The organism is Mycobacterium botniense, from assembly GCF_010723305.1.
Lineage (GTDB): Bacteria > Actinomycetota > Actinomycetes > Mycobacteriales > Mycobacteriaceae > Mycobacterium > Mycobacterium botniense.
This window is the reverse complement of the sequence record NZ_BLKW01000002.1, coordinates 145777-165235: the sequence shown is the minus strand read 5'-3', so window position 1 is coordinate 165235 and position 19459 is coordinate 145777. Positions and strand designations below refer to the sequence as shown.

General features: G+C 68.2%; 16 protein-coding genes and 3 pseudogenes. 12 read left to right on the top strand and 7 right to left on the bottom strand.

The features are described from left to right. Window positions 1–27 precede the first annotated feature (27 nt). A pseudogene (locus G6N08_RS01040) lies at window positions 28–1398 on the bottom strand (DEAD/DEAH box helicase); the annotation flags it as partial. A 457-nt stretch (window positions 1399–1855) separates the two neighbouring features. On the opposite strand from G6N08_RS01040, the pseudogene G6N08_RS01035 reads away from it, so the two are divergent. Both G6N08_RS01035 and G6N08_RS01030 read left to right on the top strand, forming a co-directional pair. Continuing rightward, a pseudogene (locus tag G6N08_RS01035) lies at window positions 1856–2925 on the top strand (IS110 family RNA-guided transposase). 14 nt (window positions 2926–2939) lie between these two features. Then, on the top strand, window positions 2940–3635 hold the full coding sequence (locus G6N08_RS01030; RefSeq protein WP_163753430.1) for a ferritin-like fold-containing protein: 696 nt from the start codon (window positions 2940–2942) through the stop codon (window positions 3633–3635). Between the two features lie 34 nt (window positions 3636–3669). Here G6N08_RS01030 and G6N08_RS01025 read toward each other — a convergent pair whose 3' ends face one another. Continuing rightward, on the bottom strand, window positions 3670–4338 hold the full coding sequence (locus G6N08_RS01025) for an MmpS family transport accessory protein (protein ID WP_163753428.1): 669 nt from the start codon (window positions 4336–4338) through the stop codon (window positions 3670–3672). A 187-nt stretch (window positions 4339–4525) separates the two neighbouring features. Here G6N08_RS01025 and G6N08_RS01020 point away from each other — a divergent pair, with 187 nt between their 5' ends. Then, the gene (locus G6N08_RS01020) at window positions 4526–4774 is read left to right on the top strand and encodes a DUF3107 domain-containing protein (protein WP_163753426.1); all 249 of its coding nucleotides are present in this window, start codon (window positions 4526–4528) and stop codon (window positions 4772–4774) included. Here G6N08_RS01020 and fasR read toward each other — a convergent pair. Then, window positions 4761–5438, bottom strand: coding sequence for an HTH-type transcriptional activator FasR (fasR, locus tag G6N08_RS01015; protein ID WP_163753424.1), 678 nt, complete (start codon window positions 5436–5438; stop codon window positions 4761–4763). The genes G6N08_RS01020 and fasR overlap by 14 nt on opposite strands. 231 nt (window positions 5439–5669) lie before the next feature. Between fasR and G6N08_RS01010 the strand changes: the two genes are divergently transcribed. From G6N08_RS01010 to G6N08_RS01000, 3 genes are all read left to right on the top strand, one after another. After that, window positions 5670–6653, top strand: a complete 984-nt coding sequence (locus tag G6N08_RS01010) for a DUF3152 domain-containing protein (RefSeq protein ID WP_218033360.1) — start codon at window positions 5670–5672, stop codon at window positions 6651–6653. Window positions 6654–6811: 158 nt separating this feature from the next. Next, window positions 6812–7990 carry an adenylyltransferase/sulfurtransferase MoeZ gene (gene moeZ / locus G6N08_RS01005; RefSeq protein ID WP_163753422.1) on the top strand — a complete coding sequence of 393 codons (1179 nt, stop codon included), beginning with the start codon at window positions 6812–6814 and terminating at the stop codon, window positions 7988–7990. A 95-nt stretch (window positions 7991–8085) separates the two neighbouring features. Next, window positions 8086–8940 carry a TIGR02569 family protein gene (locus G6N08_RS01000; RefSeq protein WP_163753420.1) on the top strand — a complete coding sequence of 285 codons (855 nt, stop codon included), beginning with the start codon at window positions 8086–8088 and terminating at the stop codon, window positions 8938–8940. 6 nt (window positions 8941–8946) lie between these two features. Here G6N08_RS01000 and G6N08_RS00995 read toward each other — a convergent pair. Both G6N08_RS00995 and G6N08_RS00990 read right to left on the bottom strand, forming a co-directional pair. Continuing rightward, window positions 8947–9243, bottom strand: a pseudogene (locus tag G6N08_RS00995) (MGMT family protein); the annotation flags it as partial. Next, window positions 9231–10028 (bottom strand): alpha/beta fold hydrolase, encoded by a 798-nt coding sequence (locus G6N08_RS00990; RefSeq protein WP_163753416.1) that lies wholly within the window; start codon window positions 10026–10028, stop codon window positions 9231–9233. The gene G6N08_RS00990 and the pseudogene G6N08_RS00995, both read right to left, overlap by 13 nt. A gap of 150 nt (window positions 10029–10178) precedes the next feature. Here G6N08_RS00990 and G6N08_RS00985 point away from each other — a divergent pair, with 150 nt between their 5' ends. Next, a complete protein-coding gene (locus G6N08_RS00985) occupies window positions 10179–10595 on the top strand; it encodes an Hsp20/alpha crystallin family protein (protein ID WP_163753414.1) in 417 nt (138 codons plus the stop codon). A gap of 77 nt (window positions 10596–10672) precedes the next feature. Continuing rightward, a complete protein-coding gene (locus G6N08_RS00980; protein WP_163753412.1) occupies window positions 10673–10996 on the top strand; it encodes a hypothetical protein in 324 nt (107 codons plus the stop codon). A 25-nt stretch (window positions 10997–11021) separates the two neighbouring features. Here G6N08_RS00980 and G6N08_RS00975 read toward each other — a convergent pair whose 3' ends face one another. Beyond that, complete coding sequence (locus G6N08_RS00975) at window positions 11022–11222, bottom strand: Rv3202a family protein (protein ID WP_163753410.1); 201 nt, start codon at window positions 11220–11222, stop codon at window positions 11022–11024. Continuing rightward, window positions 11179–11631 carry a heat shock protein transcriptional repressor HspR gene (locus G6N08_RS00970; RefSeq protein ID WP_246216560.1) on the bottom strand — a complete coding sequence of 151 codons (453 nt, stop codon included), beginning with the start codon at window positions 11629–11631 and terminating at the stop codon, window positions 11179–11181. The genes G6N08_RS00975 and G6N08_RS00970 overlap by 44 nt, the downstream gene beginning before the upstream one ends. 289 nt (window positions 11632–11920) lie before the next feature. Between G6N08_RS00970 and G6N08_RS00965 the strand changes: the two genes are divergently transcribed. The 4 genes from G6N08_RS00965 (at window position 11921) to G6N08_RS00950 (ending at window position 19439) form a co-directional block, all read left to right on the top strand. Then, the gene (locus G6N08_RS00965) at window positions 11921–12343 is read left to right on the top strand and encodes an Hsp20/alpha crystallin family protein (protein ID WP_163753406.1); all 423 of its coding nucleotides are present in this window, start codon (window positions 11921–11923) and stop codon (window positions 12341–12343) included. A gap of 303 nt (window positions 12344–12646) precedes the next feature. Further along, window positions 12647–12964: a J domain-containing protein gene (locus tag G6N08_RS00960; protein ID WP_163753404.1), complete on the top strand. Its 318-nt coding sequence runs from the start codon at window positions 12647–12649 to the stop codon at window positions 12962–12964. 44 nt (window positions 12965–13008) lie between these two features. Beyond that, window positions 13009–16134, top strand: a complete 3126-nt coding sequence (locus G6N08_RS00955; RefSeq protein ID WP_163753402.1) for an ATP-dependent helicase — start codon at window positions 13009–13011, stop codon at window positions 16132–16134. Next, window positions 16131–19439: an ATP-dependent helicase gene (locus tag G6N08_RS00950; protein WP_163753400.1), complete on the top strand. Its 3309-nt coding sequence runs from the start codon at window positions 16131–16133 to the stop codon at window positions 19437–19439. The genes G6N08_RS00955 and G6N08_RS00950 overlap by 4 nt, the downstream gene beginning before the upstream one ends. The last annotated feature ends 20 nt before the right edge of the window (window positions 19440–19459 follow it).

The following is a 19459-nucleotide window of genomic DNA, read 5'->3' as shown; positions in this document are numbered from 1 at the left end:
CCCAGTGCCGGCTCAGTTGGCGTTGGCGACGACGTTCGTCTTGCGGTGACTGGTGGTGGGATGTCCGGTGGCGGGCTGACCACCGCGGGTGCGCTGCCGGCGCCGAGAGCTGTTGCGCTGCGCGGGTTTCTGGCCGTTGCGGTGCTGGCGTTTCGGTGCGCCGACGGTGCCGCCGGCGTCAGCCGGTATGCCCAGCTCGGTGTAGAGGTGCGGCGAACTGGAGTAGGTCTCGGCCGGCGCGGGGCAGCCAAGACCCAGCGCTTTGTCGATCATCGCCCAGCGGGGAAGTTCGTCCCAGTCCACCAGGGTGACGGCCACCCCGGCGCGCCCGGCGCGCCCGGTGCGGCCGATGCGGTGCACATAGGTGTTTTCGTCCTCTGGGCATTGGTAGTTGATGACGTGGGTGACGTGGTCGATGTCGATCCCGCGGGCGGCCACGTCGGTGGCGACCAACACGTCGATATCGCCGCTGCGGAACCCGCTCAGCGCCTCCTCACGCGCTGCCTGCCCGAGGTCACCGTGCACCGCGCCCACCGCGAAACCGCGTTGGGCCAGTTCATCGGCCACCTTTTGAGCGGTGCGCTTCGTGCGGGTGAAGATCATGGTCGCGCCCCGATCGCGGCATTGCAGCACCCGGCTGACCAGCTCGACCTTGTCCAGTGCGTGGGCGCGGTACACGAACTGCTCGGTGGCGTCGTGCACGGCCGAACTGTGCGGGGCCTCGGCCCGGATGTGGGTGGGCTGGTTCATGAACGCACGGGCCAGCGTGATGATCGGACCGGGCATAGTCGCCGAGAACAGCATCGACTGCCGCCGATCGGGTATCTGGCGCACAATGCGCTCGATATCGGGCAGGAAGCCCAAATCGAGCATCTTGTCGGCCTCATCGAGCACCAGCACCGACAGCTCGCTCAGCCGCAGATGGCCCTGCTGGGCCAGGTCGAGCAGCCGGCCCGGGGTGCCCACCGTGACGTCAGCGCCGGCGCGCAACGCCGTGATTTGCGGTTCGTAGGCCCGCCCGCCGTAGATCGGCACCACCGACAAGCGGCGTCGGCCGTCGGCGGTCAGATATTTCCCGGCGGCGCTCAGGTCCTCGGTGACCTGCAGGCACAGCTCCCGGGTGGGCACGACCACCAGCGCCCGCGGAGTACCGGCGAGCCGCCGCTCAGCACCGGCTGCAGTGATGCGCTGCAGCACGGGAATCCCGAACGCCAGGGTTTTGCCCATGCCGGTGCGGGCCTGGCCGATGACGTCCTCCCCGGCCAGCGCCAGCGGCAGCGTCAGCTCCTGAATAGCAAAGGGATGCTGGATGCCCTGCTCGGCTAGTGCGCGCACAATTTCGTCGCAGACGCCGAGTTTGGCAAAACTGGATTGGGTTGTCGTAGCAAGTTGTGTCATACGTGGGCGTTAAGCCTTTCGGTGTTCGTTGCGGTCACATCTCGTCGCGGTCCCCGCGCGCACGAGTTGACAGCCGAAAACGTTGCCGATTCGCGGGTCCCGCGCCCACGCGCGGCGGGCCAACTGCGTGCACGCACATGTCGTCGGTACCAGTGGTAAACGAAATCGAAATACCGCCACTACCGGATTCCAGCATAACTGGTCGGCTGTCGCGCCCGCCGGTACCGCGCGGGCGCCGACTACAGTGTTGTCAGTGTCAGGGTGAGATGCCGCATGTTGCGGTGGTTGGATCCTGATCACCTGGTGTCTGGCTCGTAGAGTGTCTGCCGCCTTCGGGCTGGCGTGCATGGGTTTTGTCGGCATCAGGTGTGAAGGACCGGCCGGCGTGACTTGATAGGAGCGTGGCATCCGCCCCGACTGAGATGTGTCCGCCGACCGGCCCAACCGTCACCTCACAGTGAAGGAGGCAACCACCATGGTTGTTGTTGGAGCCGATGTACACAAGCGCACGCACACGTTCGTCGCGGTCGATGAGGCCGGGCGCAAGCTGGCCGAGAAGGTTGTCAAGGCCACTACTGCAGGTCATGCCGAGGGGTGATGTGGGCCCGAGAAAGCTTCGGGCCAGAGGTGGTGTGGGCGATCGAGGATTGCCGGCATCTGTCGGCCCGGTTAGAGCGTGATCTGATGGGCTTTGGTCAGTCGGTGGTGCGGGTGCCGCCGAAGTTGATGGCCCAAACGCGGGCTAGCGCACGCACCCGGGGCAAGTCTGATCCAATCGACGCCTTAGCAGTCGCGCGCGGTTTTCTGCGTGAACCCGATCTGCCGGTCGCCTCCCATGATGAGGTGTCGCGGGAGTTGAAGTTGTTGGTGGATCGCCGGGAAGTCCTTGTGGCGCAACGCACTGCCACCATCAACCGGCTGTTGTGGCGGGTGCACGAGCTCGACCCCGACCACGCGCCCAAAGCCCGTTCGCTGGATCTGGCCAAGCACCGCCGGATTCTCGGCGATTGGCTTGCCACGGTGCCTGGCCTGGTCGCTGAGTTGGCGCGCGACGAGCTAGCCGACATCATCCGACTCACCGAGACCATCAACGCCTTGACCAAGCGCATCGGACAGCGAGTTCGCCACGTCGCCCCGGTGCTGCTTGCTCTTCCAGGCTGCGGGGAGCTGACCGCGGCCAAACTCGTCGGAGAAACCGCCGGGGTGACCCGGTTCAAAAGCGCGGCCGCCTTCGCGCGCCATGCCGGGGTGGCGCCTGTCCCGGTGTGGTCGGGAAACACTGCCGGTCGCGTGCGCATGACCCGCTCGGGCAACCGCCAACTCAACGCCGCCCTGCATCGCATCGCCGTAACCCAGATCCGTCTCAACGGCCTTGGGCAGGTTTACTACCGGAAGCGGCTAGCCGACAGCGATTCCACCACCGAAGCCCTGCGCTGCCTCAAACGCCGCTTGGCCCGCGTCGTCTTCGGCCACCTCCAGACCGACGAACAGAACCGTCAACAGCCTTGCCAACCGGCAGCGGCTTGACATAGGAGAAACCCATGACCTCGCTTCCGCGGGCCGACCGGGCCACCGAGTCGGAAAAGCCCCGGTTGCCGGCGGACCATCCTGGCGTCAACGAGCTATTCGCGCTGCTGGCCTATGGTGAAGTGGCGGCGTTCTACCGGCTGGCCGATGAGGCGCGGATGGCGCCGGACCTGCGCGGCCGGATCTCGATGGCCAGCATGGCCGCCGCCGAGATGGGGCACTATGAGCTGCTGCGCGACGCCTTACAACGACGCGGTGTCGATGTGCTGCCGGCGATGTCGAAATACGCCTCCGCGCTCGATGACTACCACCGGCTGACCACCCCGAGCACCTGGCTGGAGGCTCTGGTCAAGACCTACGTCGGTGATGCGCTGGCCGCCGACTTGTACCTGGAGATTGCCGACGCCCTGCCCGACGAGGTGGCTGACGTGGTACGGGCGGCGTTGGCGGAGACCGGGCACTCCCAATTCGTCGTCGCCGAAGTGCGCGCCGCGGTGACGTCCAGTGCCAGGCAGCGCAGCCGGCTGGCGCTCTGGTCTCGCCGCCTGCTGGGCGAAGCGATTACCCAGGCCCAGTATGTGCTGGCCGAACACGACGAACTGGTGGATCTGGTGACCGCCGGGACCAACGGGCTTACCCAGCTCAGCGCGTTTTTCGATCGGCTGCAGCACACCCACGACCAGCGGATGCGTGAACTGGGCCTGCTGTGACCGGCCTCGGCTGTCGCCCGGGCGACCGGCGGCGTCAGCGGGTGCAGGTCGCGATCATCGTATTGGTGGTCGACACCGCGATCGTCTGGCCTTCAGCGTTGGTGATCGCGCAGTTCAGACGGCTGTACAGGCTGGTCGCCACGACGGATTTGTTCTGTACCCCGGGGTTGAGGACGACGGTTTTGCTCCAGGGCAGCGCCACGTTGAAGTCGGTATGGGGCAGGCCCTGCTCGTCGGTGTAGATCACGGTCACCAGGTCCAGAAGCTGTTTGCTCCCGGTCACGGTGTACACAATGGTGCGCGGATTCACCGCCGGCGGCGGACTTGTTTCCGGTGGCGCGGTCGGTGGCGCGCTGGGGGCGGCGGTAGGGGTGTGAGTGGGCGCCGGGGCCGGCGTCTGTCGGGGCGGCAAGGTGGTGACGGTTTCGGGGGGCAGCGAGGTGGTGGGCGCTGCCGTCGGGGCGGTTGGCGCGGGCGTGGCGATCACGGTCCGGCTGGGTGAAGGCAGCACGGTGGCCGGGGTGGATGCGTTGTCCCCGCCGTTGACGATGAGGACGGTGGCGACCACGGCGAGCACCAGCACCACGCCGGCGGTGACAGCCACCGGGCGCCAGCGCTGATCGGTCGGCGCGGGGTGGTCGACGGCGTCGGCGTAGATCTCGTCGTCCGGGTAGTCCTCGATCTCGGCATCGAGGTGGCTCATGGTGCTGATGGTGCTGATGTTATCTGTGTGAACATCGTGGCGGTCGCTGCGGCACGGGCGTGTCGGGTGATCGTGACCACAGCCGGGCCGGGCCGGCGCCACTGGTGGTGTGGCCGGGCGATCGGCTTCTGCCAGGGGGTCTACTAGCCTGCTGCTGAAACGGTGTGACTGGACGGAAGGGACCAGCGTGGAGGTCAAGATCGGTATCACAGACAGCCCGCGTGAGCTGGTGTTCACCAGTTCGCAGTCGCCTGGTGAAGTTGAAGAGCTCATCACCGCCGCGCTGCGTGAGGACTCGCGGGTGCTCAGCCTGAGCGACGAGAGGGGTCGCCGCTTCCTGGTTCTGGCCAGCAAAATTGCCTACGTGGAAATCGGCGTCGCCGACGCGCGCCGCGTCGGCTTCGGCGTTGGAATCGAGTCTGCTAGGAGCGGGTGAGCGGCACGTGCGACAGCCCGCCCCAGGCGAATTGCACAGTGCCCTCTACGGCTTCTTCTTTGGAAATCGGGCGGTCGCTGTCGAGCCAATACCGCGCGCAGTCCACGCTGATGCCGACCAGGCCCACTGCGATCATCCGGGCCCGGTGAGGGTCGAGTCCGGAGTCGGCGCTGATCAGGTCGAATACCGCGTCGGTACATGACTCGGTGGCCACCCGCACCTGCGCGGCAACCTGTGGTTCGGTGACATAGTCGTTCTCGAAGATCAGCCGGTAGCCCTGGTTTTCGTGCTCGATGAAGTCGAAGAAGGCCTGCACCGCCGCGTGTAAGCGCTGGCGGTTGTCGGTGGTGGTGCGCAGCGCTTGACGCACGCTGGACACCAGATTGTCCACATGGCGGCGAAGCACGGCCAGATACAGTTCAAGCTTGCTGGAAAAGTGTTGGTAAAGAACCGGTTTGCTCACCCCTGCGCGTTCGGCGATTTCGTCCATGCCGGCGGCGTGGTAGCCGCGATCGACGAAAATCTCACTGGCAGCGATCAGCAGTTGGCTTCGGCGTTCATCGCGGGGGAGCCGGTTTCCGCGCCGGTTTCCGCTGTCCAACGACAGGTCGCTGTCGGCAGGTTTGACGCCGCTGCGCTCGGTGGTGTTGGCGAGATCACTCATCAAGTCCTCAATCTGTCGCCGCCAGGTGTCGCCGGATCGGCACGTGGTTGTCGCGTCGACACTACTACCGATCACTGTGTCATGACCGGCAGCGACGTGGTCGACGTTTGGCATACATCACCGGCCGGGCCGTGCCCGCAGGGCGCGTTACAAGTTCGGGTTGTGCGCAGTTGTGCCATTCTGGAGGCTGTGACCTATGATCCGGCCCCGTCCGGCATCGGTCGAGTACCGATGCTTCGCGACGACTGGCGAGAACCGTTGCGCGCGCAGCGCGACCCGCTCGCCTGGAACACTGGCCGGGCTCGGTCCAATCGGGACCGCCACAGCCGCTGGCGCAAGCAAACCTGGCTCGGCCGGTTTGTGTCGACATACGGGTGGCGCGCCTACGCCCTGCCGGTGCTCTCGGCGCTGACCGTCATGGTGCTCTACCAGGCGGTGACCGGGACCAGTGCACCGGCCCCGGCCTCCCAGGAGCCGGCGCAAGGCCCGCCGTCGATCGGGGCGGTGAGTACCGCGATTATCGACGCGCCGCCGCGCGGTGTGGCCCGCTTCGACGCCAGCCTGCCCACCGGGGTGCTGCCGGACGGTGGCCCGTTCACCCCCGGCGGCGACAAAACCTGGCACATTCTCGCCGGCACAGCCCCCCAGGTCGGTCGGGGCACCGCCAAGGTTTTCACCTACACCGTCGAGGTCGAAAACGGGATCGACGCCACACTGTTTGGCGGTGACGACGCGTTCGTGCGGATGGTCGACCAGACACTGGCCAACCCGAAGGGCTGGATCCACAACCCGCAGTTCGGGTTCACCAGGATCGACAGCGGAAACCCTGACTTTCGGATTTCATTGTCCTCGCCGATGACGGTGCGCGAAGGGTGCGGCTACGAGTTTCCGCTGGAGACCTCCTGCTACAACCCGTCGTATGGTCCCGCAGGGCAGCCGCGGGTGTTCATCAACGAGGCACGCTGGATCCGCGGGGCAGTGCCTTTTGAGGGTGATGTCGGTTCGTACCGCCAATATGTGATCAACCACGAGGTCGGTCATGCGATCGGCTACCTGCGTCATGAGTCATGCGACAAACAAGGGGGCCTGGCGCCGGTGATGATGCAGCAGACGTTTTCGACGGCTGACGACGATGCCGCGAAGTTCGACCCGGAATGGGTTAAGCCGGACGGCAAAACCTGTCGCTACAATCCGTGGCCCTATCCGATCACCTGAGACGATCGGTGCCGGCCCGTCTGGCATGAGAGGGCTCGGCGGGAAGCAACGCCGGCCATGTGTGGTTGATCTGTTTGCCGTTGACGGGGACAGCTGCTGTGATGGTGGTGGCTGATGTCCCGCGAGAGCCTAGTCGAGGAGATAACGAGGAGACACCGGTGTCGACAACGTTGCCACCGCTGGTGGAGCCGGCAGCCGAGCTGACCCGCGAGGAGATCGCCCGTTACAGTCGGCACCTGATCATTCCCGACCTGGGAGTTGAGGGGCAGAAGCGGCTCAAAAACGCGCGGGTGCTCGTGATCGGGGCCGGCGGGCTCGGGGCCCCGGCGTTGCTCTACCTGGCCGCGGCCGGGGTCGGCACCATCGGCATCGTCGATGACGATGTCGTCGACGAATCGAACCTGCAGCGGCAGATCATCCATGGTGTCTCCGACATCGGCCGGCCCAAGGGCGAGTCGGCACGCGATTCCATCGCCGAGATCAACCCGCTGGTCCAGGTGCGTGTGCACCCGGTGAGACTGCGACCACACAATGCTGTCGACCTGTTCGAGCAGTACGACTTGATCGTGGACGGCACCGACAACTTTGCCACTCGCTATCTGGTCAACGACGCCGCCGTGCTGGCGGGAAAGCCCTACGTGTGGGGATCGATCTATCGCTTCGAAGGGCAGGTCTCGGTGTTCTGGGAGGACGCGCCCGGCGGAATCGGGCTGAACTACCGCGACCTGTATCCGGAGCCCCCGCCGCCGGGTTTGGTGCCGTCGTGCGCCGAGGGCGGGGTGCTGGGAATCCTGTGCGCGTCGATCGCATCGGTGATGGGCACCGAGGCGATCAAACTGATCACCGGGATCGGGGAGCCGCTGCTGGGGCGACTCTTGATCTATGACGCACTGGAGATGAGCTACCGCACGATCGCGATCCGCAAGGATCCGTCGACCCCGAAGATCACCGAATTGGTTGACTACGAGCAATTCTGCGGTGTGGTGTCCGACGAGGCCGCCGACGCCGTCGCCGACTCCACGATCACACCACGTGAGCTGCGCGAATTGCTGGACTCCGGTAAGAAGCTGGCACTGATTGACGTCCGGGAGCCGGCAGAGTGGGAGATCAACCACATCGATGGGGCCCAGTTGATCCCGCATTCGCAGATCAACTCCGGCGAGGGTTTGGCCAAACTGCCACAAGATCGCATGCCGGTGCTGTATTGCAAGACGGGCGTGCGGTCAGCGGAAGCGCTGGCCGCGCTGAAGAGGGCAGGCTTTGCCGATGCGGTTCATCTGCAGGGCGGCATCGTGGCGTGGGCCAAACAGATACAACCCGACATGGTGATGTACTGACATAACCGGCCGCGTCGCGGCCGGGGCGCGGGCAGTCCGGCTCGGCTGTCGTGTCTCGTCCGGTTGCGCGCGCTCGGCGCGGTTACCCTGACCGTGTGAGTGTCGAGCGGCCGCCCGAGCACGTTGTGGCGGCGTTCGGTCTGAGAGGGGTCCACCCCGTCCCGCTGGAAGACGGCTGGGAGGGCGGTTGGCGGTGCGGCGAAGTGGTGTTGTCGATGGTGGCCGACCACGCCCGCGCCGCCTGGTCGGCGCGGGTGCGTGAGACATTGTTCGTCGACGGGGTGCGGCTGGCGCGGCCGGTGCGTTCGACCGACGGACGGTATGTCGTTTCCGGTTGGCGGGCAGATACTTTCGTTGCCGGTCGACCGGAGCCGAGGCACGACGAAGTTGTCTCGGCGGCGGTGCGGCTGCACGAAGCCACCGCCCGGCTGGAGCGCCCCCGGTTCCTCACCCAAGGGCCCACCGCCCCGTGGGCGGACGTCGACGTTTTCATTGCGGCGGACCGGGCTGCGTGGGAAGAGCGTCCACTGCAGTCGGTGCCGTCGGCGGCGCGAGTGGCCCCGGCCACTGCAGACGCGCAGCGGTCGATCGACTTGATCAACCAACTCGCCGGACTGCGCCGGCCAACCAAGAGCCCCAGCCAGCTGGTGCACGGAGATTTGTATGGGACAGTGCTTTTCGCTGGAACCGCCCCGCCGGGGATCACCGACATCACACCCTACTGGCGGCCCGCGTCCTGGGCTGCCGGTGTGGTCGTGGTGGATGCGTTGTCGTGGGGCGAGGCCGACGACGGGCTCATCGAGCGCTGGGACGCATTGCCAGAGTGGCCACAAATGCTATTGCGCGCGTTGATGTTTCGGTTAGCCGTCCATGCGTTGCACCCGCGTTCGACGGCGGCCGCGTTTCCGGGTCTGGCCCGCACTGCTGCCCTGGTCCGGCTGATACTGTAGCCGGCGCGGAAAGGCGTAGCGGTGCTGCTGCAGCGGAATCCTGCCATCGACGCTCAGAATCCCTTCGGCGTGCAGCAATTCCAGCTGACGGGCCCGCAGATGCCGAGCCGGGCGTCCCGACGCATTGATCACCCGGTGCCAGGGCAGGTCGGCGGAATCAGTTCGCATGATCCAGCCAACCGTGCGTGGACTGGAAAGCCCTGCGGCAGCGGCGATGTCGCCGTAGGTGGCGACTCGGCCCGCCGGGATGGCTGCGACCAATGCGCGCACTTGCTCGATGTGCTCGTCGGTCACTGCGGGCATCGGTGGTGCATGTGGCGGCGGATCAACGCAGCGACTTCGGCAGGCTTGGCCTGAGCCACCATGTGCTGGCAGTCGAAATCCAGCAGTTCGAAACCCGATCCCAGGCGCCGGCGAAGCCCGCCGATGAGCTCGTCGCCGACGTACGGCGGTGACGTCCGGCGCGCCCGCACCACCGTCGTCGGGGTGGTCCGGGGCGGCCAGACGATGTCGCGGGCCAGTTCACTCCAGTACGACATCATCGCCGGCAGGCTGACGCGCCAGCCGTAGCGTCCGCTGGGGAGTGCGACGAGGTGCTCGTCGAGCTCGGCGTCGAGCACAGCGGGGTCTACATCGGACCACGATCCGGTCGCCTTGTCGGCGCGGGCTTGCGCTGCAGTCGGGTAGTCGGGTGCGGCGAGCATCGCATCGGCGATCTCGCGCATCCAGGCGCCGTCCAACCCAACCGCCGGGTCGAGCAGCACCAGCGCGGCGACTTTGTCGGGGTGTGCCGCGGCCAGATGCAGTGCGACCGCACCGCCGAACGAATGGCCGACCACCACCACGGGGGTGTCGGCCTGCTCCTCCAGCAGCGCTGCCAGCGCTTCGACGTTCGCGTCAATCGTCCACGGGGCCGCCCACGAGGACCGTCCATGTCCCAGCAAGTCGGGTGCGGCCACGGCGATTTCGGGCAGATACCCGGTGGCGAGCTGCTGCCAGCGCTGCCCGTGGCCGGTCAGCCCGTGGAGCGCCAGCACGTGTGCGGGCCGGCCCGGACCATACCGATGCACATGAAGGTCGACGGTCACGCGTCGATGGTGCCAGCTGTGTCTGCGGCCGTGGTGGGCCGGGGCGGTCACCGTGGTGCCCGTGCCCTGCGCCCAACCCGAAATATGTGTTATCGGCCACAAGTTGTAGTCGAAGAAAACAACTGCGGACTCGGCAAGGAGGTGGTGTCCATGCTGATGCGTGCCGACGCGCTCGGTGAGGTCGACCGACTCACCCACCGTGTGCTGGGCACCGCCGCGCTTCCCGCATACCTGCCGATGGATGCGTGGCGGGACGGCGACACGTTCTTCGTGGAGCTCGACATGCCGGGCATGCGGCCAGAGTCGCTAGACGTCACTGTCGAGCGGGGCGTGCTGACCGTGCGCGCGGAGCGTCCGGATGTTGGGTCCGGTCACACCATGCTGGTGTGGGAGCGCCCGCACGGAGTCTTTAGCCGCCAGCTATTCCTTGGGGAGAGCCTCGATATCGACAACGTGCACGCCGACTACACCGATGGAGTGCTGCGCTTGGCGATTCCGCTCGCCCAGCATGCTAAGCCCCGCAAGCTCGCCGTCACGACCGGGACGCCGAAGGTCGTCAACGCCTAAGACGGTGCGGCGGAACATGGCCCAGACCAGACCACCCGCCGCCGGCCAGTCTGTCCGACCCTGACGAGGTGATGACCATGACGCACGACGCTCGGCCGCGCGAAACGCGCAGGACGGGTGCGCGGATCCTCGATACAGCCGAGGGTGTTCTGGTGGCGCTGCGCCGTTACCGACTCGACGAGGCGTTCGTCGAGATTATGCACACGGCCAAGCGGCACAACGTCGATGCGGTCAACCTGGCGCATGCCCTGGTCACCCTCGCCGAGGATCAGCACGGCAGGGACATCGATGACGCTGCGGCGGCGGTTGCGCTGTCGACCTGGGGCCAGTTGTTCCGCGCCGGCCCGCGCGGCTGGGCGCACGCCGAGCCGGGACGCGGGTTGCCCGCCGAGGATGTCTAGCGGGCCGCGGCTGTAGCTGACGGTCTTACCATGGCGGCTCGTCTGCGGCGACCGGGACGACAGTGGCCTGCTCGATCACGTCGGCTTCGTTGGCTTCGCGATCGGTGAGGTGGGCAAGGCACGACGGGTCCAGCCCGCCCTCGTCATCGAGCACCGCCAAGTGCTGTTCGACCGTGTCGGCTTCAGGGGTTTCGCCGATTCGCGCGGTTGTTGCGGCCTCCCTCATTGGCGGAGCCCCTCCTTCCCTTTTTCGGCCTGGTGGTGCTGGCCGACTCCTTGTGATCGGCTCTGAGCCGGGCATTGTCTAGCCGCAGCTGGGTGTTGTGGGATTCCAGTTGGCTGTTTCGGCTCTCCAGGTCCAGTATTCGTGCGATACCGGCCAAGTTAACGCCCTGGTCGACAAGTTCGCTGATCTGTTTGAGGCGGTCGAGGTCGTCGTCGCTGTAGCGACGTGTCCCCCCGGCGGTGCGTGACGGGCTCAGCAGTCCCCAACGCTCATAGAGCCGCAGCGTCTGTGGTCCGATGCCGGACAACTCGGATGCGACCGAGATGCCGTACACTCCGCGCGCGGAACGCGATGGCTCCTGCGTGGCCGACTGCTGCTCCGTTTTGCTACGAGACTTGCTGGTGCTCACGTACACAAAGGTACCATACATAGAGATGAGAATCTATGTCTATGGACATAGGTTTCATACTGATCAACGCGGATGTGGCCGAGTAGTCGCTGGTAACAGCATCGATTCCGTGAGCGCCCGGCATCCGCTTGAGATGTACGTGACTCCCGCCAAGCGGTCTGGCGACCTCTGTTCACGTCATTCTGAGAGAGAAAATTTCTCTTAGATACTTGCATAAGTCTTCTGCTAGTGATATGACAAAGTTATCTCAGCAGACATAGATGATCTGCTCCTAGTCGGGGAGGTGAACATGGTGTTGATGCGGACGGATCCATTCCGCGAACTCGACCGGTTGACCCAACAGGTGCTGGGGACCGCGGCCCGGCCGGCGGTCATGCCGATGGACGCCTGGCGGGAAGGTGACAAGTTCATCGTCGAGTTCGATCTGCCCGGCGTGAAGGCTGACTCGCTGGATCTCGACGTCGAGCGCAATGTGCTCACAGTGCGTGCCGAACGTCCCGACCTGGACCCAAGCCGGGAAATGGTATCGGCCGAGCGGCCGCGTGGTGTTTTCAGCAGGCAGCTGTTCCTCGGGGAGAACCTCGACACCGACAAAATCGAAGCCAACTACCACGACGGTGTTCTACGGCTCACCATCCCGGTCGCAGAACAAGCCAAACCGCGTCGTATCCAGATCAGCCGCGATTCGGAGCGCACGGCTATCAACGCCTGACGGCGCAGGTTCACGCACCGGACCAGCGGCCCGTCCACGGTCGCCTCCGGTGCCGGCTACCCGCAACGGCCGTGACACCGAGGAGGTGATGCGTCGACGGTTGACACTCGCATGTCGGCCCCAGTGCCGTTCCTCAGCTGATGTGATGGGCCGCAGGCTGCCGGCTGCGGCGCAGTGTCACGGGCGGTGGTGGCCCGGCCCGAGGACAGCGGGGCCTCATCGATCGGGGTGGGCGCGCACAGCGGTTCGGCGCGCCCACCGCCGCAGTCCACCGCCGACGCAGGCTGAAAGGCGCGGTGTTACATGACGGACCCCTATGCGGTGCTCGGCGTGGCGCCGACGGCGACACAGGCCGAGATCACTCGCGCGTACCGGCGCCAGCTGCGCGCCCATCACCCCGACAGTCGCCCCAGCGCGTCGAATTCGGGCGCCGACGAGCGGCTACGGCAAATTCTTGCTGCGTATGCATTACTGCGTGATCCCCGCCGCCGCGCGGAGTATGACCGCACCGCTCGCCCCGCCCGCAGGGACACCGGCCCGGTCCGGATACCGGTCACGCGGATTGAGCCCGTCGACAATGAACCTCCCTTGCGGGCCGGGCCGGTCCGCTGGCACCGCTGATCGTCCGCCGGCGGGTTGTCGGAGCCTTGTGCTGTGATGCGGCTATGCCCCGCACCTGGGACGCCCATGCGCAAAGCCTGCTGGAGCCGAGTCTGCGCGGGCTGGTGCGTGTCCTGGGTGGCCCGGGAACCGGGAAGAGCAGTCTGCTGGTCGACGCGGCGGCTGCCCGCATCAGCGCCGGCGCCGACCCGGAATCGGTTCTGCTGCTCACGGGGGCCGGGCGGATCGGAACGCGGACGCGCAGCGCGTTGACGAGGGCGTTGCTGCGCTCGCGGGCTGCCGCCGGGCGCCGGCCGGTGATCCGGGAACCGCTGGTGCGCACGGTGCACGGCTATGCCTACGCCATCGTGCGAAGAGCCGCCCAGCGCGCCGGTGAGCGGCCCCCGCGCCTGGTCACCAGCGCCGAACAAGATGCCGTGATCCGGGAGTTGCTCGCCGGGGATCTCGCCGACGACACCGACAGCGCCGCGGCGAGTCGCTGGCCGGCACACCTGCGGCCGGCGCTGGCCACCGCTGGCTTCGCCACCGATTTGCGCCACCTGATATCGCGGTGCAGCGAACGTGGAGTCCAGCCGGGGGACCTGGAGCGGCTGGGCCGACGGTGGCGGCGCCCGGAATGGGCGGCGGCCGGCCGGTTTGCCCGCCAGTACGAGCAGGTGATGCTGCTGCGCGCGGCCGCCGGAACGGCGGCGCCGCAGGCGAGGACGCCGGCGCTGGGCGCCGCCGAACTGGTGGGGGCCGTGCTGGACGCCTTCGCGGTCGATCCCGATCTGCTGGCCGGCGAGCGTGCCCGGTTGCGGATCCTGCTGGTCGACGATGCTCAGCAACTGGATCCGCAGGCGGCGCGCCTGATCCGCGTGTTAGCGGCGGGCACCGATCTGACGTTGGTGGCCGGCGACCCCAACCAGGCGGTGTACGGGTTCCGGGGTGCCGACCCGGCCGCCCTGCTCGCCGGCGATTCTCCCGCGGTGGTGCTGACCAGGTCGCACCGCTGCGCTCCCGCAGTGGCGCGGGCCGTGAGCGCGGTGGCGCGCCGGCTTCCCGGCAGCGCCCCGGGCAGGGAAATCCGCGGCGCCGGACCGGATCCCGGATCGGTCACGGTGCGGCTGGCCGCCTCCGCACAGGCGGAGGCGGCGCTGATCGGCGACACGCTGCGGCGGGCCCATCTGGTCGACGGGATTCCGTGGTCGCAGATGGCGGTGATCGTGCGGTCGGTGTCGCGGGCAGCCCGGTTGCCGCAGGCCCTGGCCGCGGCCGGGGTTCCGGTGGCCGTGCCCGCGGCCAGCGGACCGCTGGCCGCGCAGCCGGCCGTGGCCGCGCTGTTGACGGTGCTGGAGGCTGCCGTCACCGGGCTGGACGGGCAGCGGGCAGTGGCATTGCTGACCGGGCCCATCGGCCGGGTCGATCCGATATCGCTGCGACAACTGCGCCGGGCCCTGCGCCGCAGGGGAGCGGATTCCCCGAGCTTCGACGACCTGGTCGTCGAGGCGCTGACCGGCGATGAGCCGCCGTCCCTGCCGGTCACCCACGTTCGCCCGCTGCGGCGGGTGCGTGCCGTGCTGGACGCAGCCGCTCGCTGTCACCGTGACGGCCGGGATCCGCGCTCCACGCTGTGGGCGGCGTGGCAGGCTTCCGGTCTGCACCCTCGGTGGCTTCACGCCAGCGCGCGCGGCGGGCCGTCCGGCGCCCAGGCGGCGCGCGATCTCGACGCGGTGACCGCGTTGTTCGACCTTACTGAGCAATACGTGTCGCGCACGGCCGGCGCGACGCTGGACGGGCTGCTTGAGCACATCAGGGCGTTGCGGCTGCCCGTCGGCGACCCGGAGCCGCTGTCGCCGGCAGAACAGGTCAGGGTGCTCAGCGCACACGCCGCACTCGGGCACGAGTGGGATCTGGTGGTCATCGCGGGACTACAGGAAGGGTTGTGGCCCAACACGATTCCACGCGGAGGAGTGTTGGACACGCAGCGGTTGCTGGATGTCCTCGACGGTGTCGCCCAGCAGGCGTCTCTGCGGGCGCCACTGGTGGCCGAGGAGCGCCGGCTGCTGGTGGCGGCGATGGGGCGGGCGCGGCGGCGGCTGCTGGTGACCGCGGTCGACAACGAGGCCGGAGAGGCCGGCCAGGAGGTTGCGCTGCCCTCGGCGTTCTTTGTCGAGATCGCGCAGTGGGCGGGCGGGGAGGATGGTTCCGGTGCGGTTCAGCCGGTCGCAGCGCCGCGGCTGCTGTCCGCGGCCGCGGTGGTCGGCCAGTTGCGCAGCGTGGTGTGCGCAGCCGACGGAGCGGTGTCCGATCATGATCGCGCCTGCGCCGCAGCACAATTGGCCCGCTTGGCGCAAAGCGGTGTTGCGGGTGCTGATCCGGCCCACTGGTACGGCCTGAGCCCGGTCAGCACCACTGCACCGCTGTGCAGCGGCGATATCGTCACGCTCACCCCCTCGACCCTGCGCACACTCACCGACTGCCCGCTGCGCTGGCTGGTCGAACGCCACGGCGGAACTCCCGCCCGCGACCTGCGTTCCACCCTCGGGTCGTTGCTGCACACGTTGCTGGCTCAACCCGACCGGAGCGAACCCGAGCTGGCGGCCGCGCTGGACCGGGTCTGGCCGCAGCTGCCCTTCGACTCGCCGTGGTATTCGGCCAACGAGCGGGCGCGCCACCACGCGATGATTCAGGCGTTTTGCCGATGGCGGGAAAAGACGCGCCATGAGCTGACCGAGGTGGGCGTCGAGGTCGGCGTCGAGGGTGTCGTCGAAACCCCCGATGGCGGCAGGGTCAGGCTGCGCGGGCGGGTTGACCGCGTGGAGCGAGATGGTGCCGGGCGCCTGGTCATCGTCGACCTGAAAACGGGTAAGACACCGGTCAGCAAAGACGATGCCCAACGGCATGCGCAGATGGCGATGTATCAGCTGGCGGTGGCTGAAGGCCTGCTGCCGGGTGCGGACGAACCCGGCGGGGCACGGCTGGTCTATTTGGGCCGGGCCAACGGTGTGGTCGAACGCGAGCAGGACCCGTTGACCCCGGATGCCCGCCACACCTGGCTCAACCTCATCGGGCAGGCGGCCGCCGCGACGGCCGGACCGGAGTTTGTGGCCCGGGTCAACGAGGGTTGTGCCCACTGCCCGATCCGGCCCAGCTGCCCGGCTCATGTCGGTCCCGAGAGGCGGCCATGAGCCCGGCGGAACGCTACAGCCCGGCTGAGCTGGCCGGTGTGCTCGGGCTGTCCGAGCCCACCGCGGAACAGGCCGCGATCATCGCCGCGCCGCCGGGCCCACTGGTCGTTATCGCGGGAGCCGGCGCGGGCAAAACCGAGACGATGGCCGCGCGGGTGGTGTGGCTGGTGGCCAATGGGTACGCCGACCCCGGCCAGGTCCTGGGGCTGACGTTCACCCGCAAGGCCGCCGGACAGCTGCTGCGTCGCGTCCGCTCCCGGCTGGCCCGACTGGCCGGCGCCGGTTTGACCGCGTGCCCGGCGGCGAGTGAGCCGGGCCGCGCCCCTGAGATGCCCGTCGTCAGTACCTACCACGCTTTCGCCGGGTGGTTACTGCGCGAACACGGTGTGCTGCTTTCCATCGAGCCTGACACCCGGCTGGTCAGCCAGACCGAACTCTGGCAGCTGGCTTTCGACGTGGTCACCGGCTATGCCGGTGAACTCCACACCGACCAGACCCCCGCGGCGGTCACTGCGATGGTGCTGCGATTGTGGGGCCAGCTCAGCGAACACCTCGTCGAAACCAGCCAGCTCCGCGACATGCATGGAGAACTGAACCGGCTCGTGCATACCCTGCCGCCGGGCCGCTACCAGCGCGACCACGGCCCGAACCAGTGGTTGCTGCGGATGCTGGCCACCCAGACCGAACGCGCTGAACTGGTGCCCGTGCTCGATGCGCTGCAGCAGCGGCTGCGCGCGGACAAGGTGATGGACTTCGGCGCGCAGATGGCCGCTGCAGCCCGGCTGGCGGCCGGATTTCCGCACGTCGGTGCGCAGCTGCGCCGCCGCTACCGGGTGGTGCTGCTCGACGAGTACCAAGACACCGGGCATGCCCAGCGGGTCATGCTCTCGGCGCTGTTCGGCGGTGGGGTCGACGACCAGTTGGCGCTGACCGCCGTGGGTGACCCGATCCAGTCGATCTACGGCTGGCGGGGCGCGTCGGCCACCAACCTGCCGCGGTTTTGCACCGATTTCCCGCGCTCCGACGGGACCCCTGCCGCTGTCTTGGAGCTGCGCACCAGCTGGCGCAACCCGCGACGGGCGCTGCAGCTCGCCAACGCGATCGCGGGCGAGGCGCGGCGGCGATCGGTTGCGGTGCCCAGCCTGCGGCCGCGACCGGGCGCCCCGCCGGGAACCGTGCGCTGCGTGTTGCTGCCCGATGTGCGCGCCGAGCGCGACTGGATCGCCGAGCAGGTGCACCAGCACTACCGGCGCGCCCGGGGGGCCGGAGTCAGCCCACCCACCACCGCCGTGCTGGTCAGGCGCAATGCCGACGCCGCACCGATGGCTGATGCGCTGCGCGCCCGCGGAATACCGGTGGAGGTGGTCGGATTAGCGGGTCTGCTGTCAATTCCGGAAGTCGCCGATGTGGTGGCGATGCTGCGGCTGATCGCCGACCCGACGGCCGGGGCGGCGGCGATGCGGGTGATCACCGGTCCGCGGTGGCGTCTGGGTGGCCGCGATATCGCGGCGCTGTGGCGGCGCGCGGTAGAACTCGGCGCTGAGCCGGGCCGGGCGGAGTCGGCTGCCGTCGAGCAGCCCGCGCCGTGGCCCGATATCCGCGACACCGACGGCGCCTGCCTGGCCGACGCCCTCAGCGATCCGGGGCCGGCGCACCACTATTCGGCGGTGGGTTATCGGCGCATTCTCGCACTGGGCCAGGAGCTGCGCACGCTGCGCGGATACCTGGGCCATCCCTTAGTGGACCTCGTCGCCGAGGTGCGCCGAATGCTGGGCGTGGACTGCGAGGTGCGGGCGGCCTCCGGCGACTGGTCCGGTGCCGAGCACCTTGATGCGTTTGCCGACGTGGTCGCCGGCTATGCCGAGAGGGCCGCGGCACGCTCCGGCGTGTCCGCGCCGACGCTGACGGGTCTGTTGGCCTACTTGGATGCCGCGGCGGCCGTCGAGGACGGATTACCGCCGGGCCAGCGCGCCGCCCCGCGCGATCGTGTGCAGGTGCTGACCGTGCATGCCGCCAAGGGGTTGGAATGGCAGGTGGTGGCGGTGCCGCATCTGTCGGCGGGGGTGTTCCCATCGACTGCGTCGACTCGCACCTGGCTGACCGATGCTGCCGACTTGCCGCCGCTGCTGCGCGGCGACCGTGCGTCAGGCGGCTCGCACGGTGTCCCGGTTCTGGATACCTCGCAAGTCGCCGACCGCAAACAGTTGTCCGACACGATTGCTGCGCACCGTCGTGAGCTGCAGCAGCGCCGCGCCGACGAGGAGCGCCGCCTGCTGTATGTGGCCATCACCCGGGCCGAGGAGACCCTGTTGTTGTCCGGCCACCACTGGGGGCCAACCGGAGTCAAGCCACGCGGGCCGTCGGAATTCCTCTGCGAACTCAAAGACGTCATCGAACGTTCGGCCGTGGATGGCCGGCCATGCGGGGTGGTGGAGCAGTGGGCTCCGCCGCCCGCCGACGGTGAGCGAAATCCGTTGCTAGGCAATGCTGTCGAAGCGTGCTGGCCAGCCGACCCGCTAGGTGCTCGCCGCGCCGACGTGGAACGCGGGGCAGCGCTGGTGACCGCGGCGATGGCGGCGGATGCCCCGGTCCCGCCCGGCAGCGCTCAGGCCGCCGGTTGGGTCGCCGACGTCGACGCGCTTTTGGCCGAACGGGCCAGTGCCACCCGCCCGGCTGCGCCGGCGTTGCCCACCCAGTTGTCGGTCAGCAGCCTTGTGGAGCTGGCCCGCGACCCGGTCGCTGCGGCGCAGCGGCTGATACGTCGAGTGCCCGCACGCCCGGACCCGCATGCCGTGCTCGGCAACGCTTTTCATGACTGGGTGCAGCAGTTCTACGGGGCGGAGCGGCTGTTCGACCTGGCCGACCTGCCGGGCGCGGCAGACACCGACCTGGCTGAGGCGCAGACCGCGGAGCTGGCTGAGCTGCAGGCGATGTTCATGAAGTCGCCGTGGGCTGCCCGTAGCCCCCTCGCGGTCGAGGTGCCGTTTGAGATGCTGATTGCTGACACCGTGGTGCGCGGCCGCATCGACGCCGTATTCGCTGATCCGGACGGGGGAGTCACCGTGGTGGACTGGAAGACCGGCGAGCCGCCGGACGGGCCGCACGCAGTGCGGCAAGCCGCTGTCCAGCTTGGCGTCTACCGCGCGGCCTGGGCGGGATTGCGGGGATGCCCAGAAGTGTTGGTGCGCACCGCTTTCTATTACGTTCGCACCGGGGAGACCGTTGTCCCGCAGACCGTGCCGGGGCCCGGGGAGCTGGCGACGCTGCTGGCTCGGTGCGGCGCGGGCCGGGCGGCGCACTGGTAACCGGGCTGCGGGGAGCTACT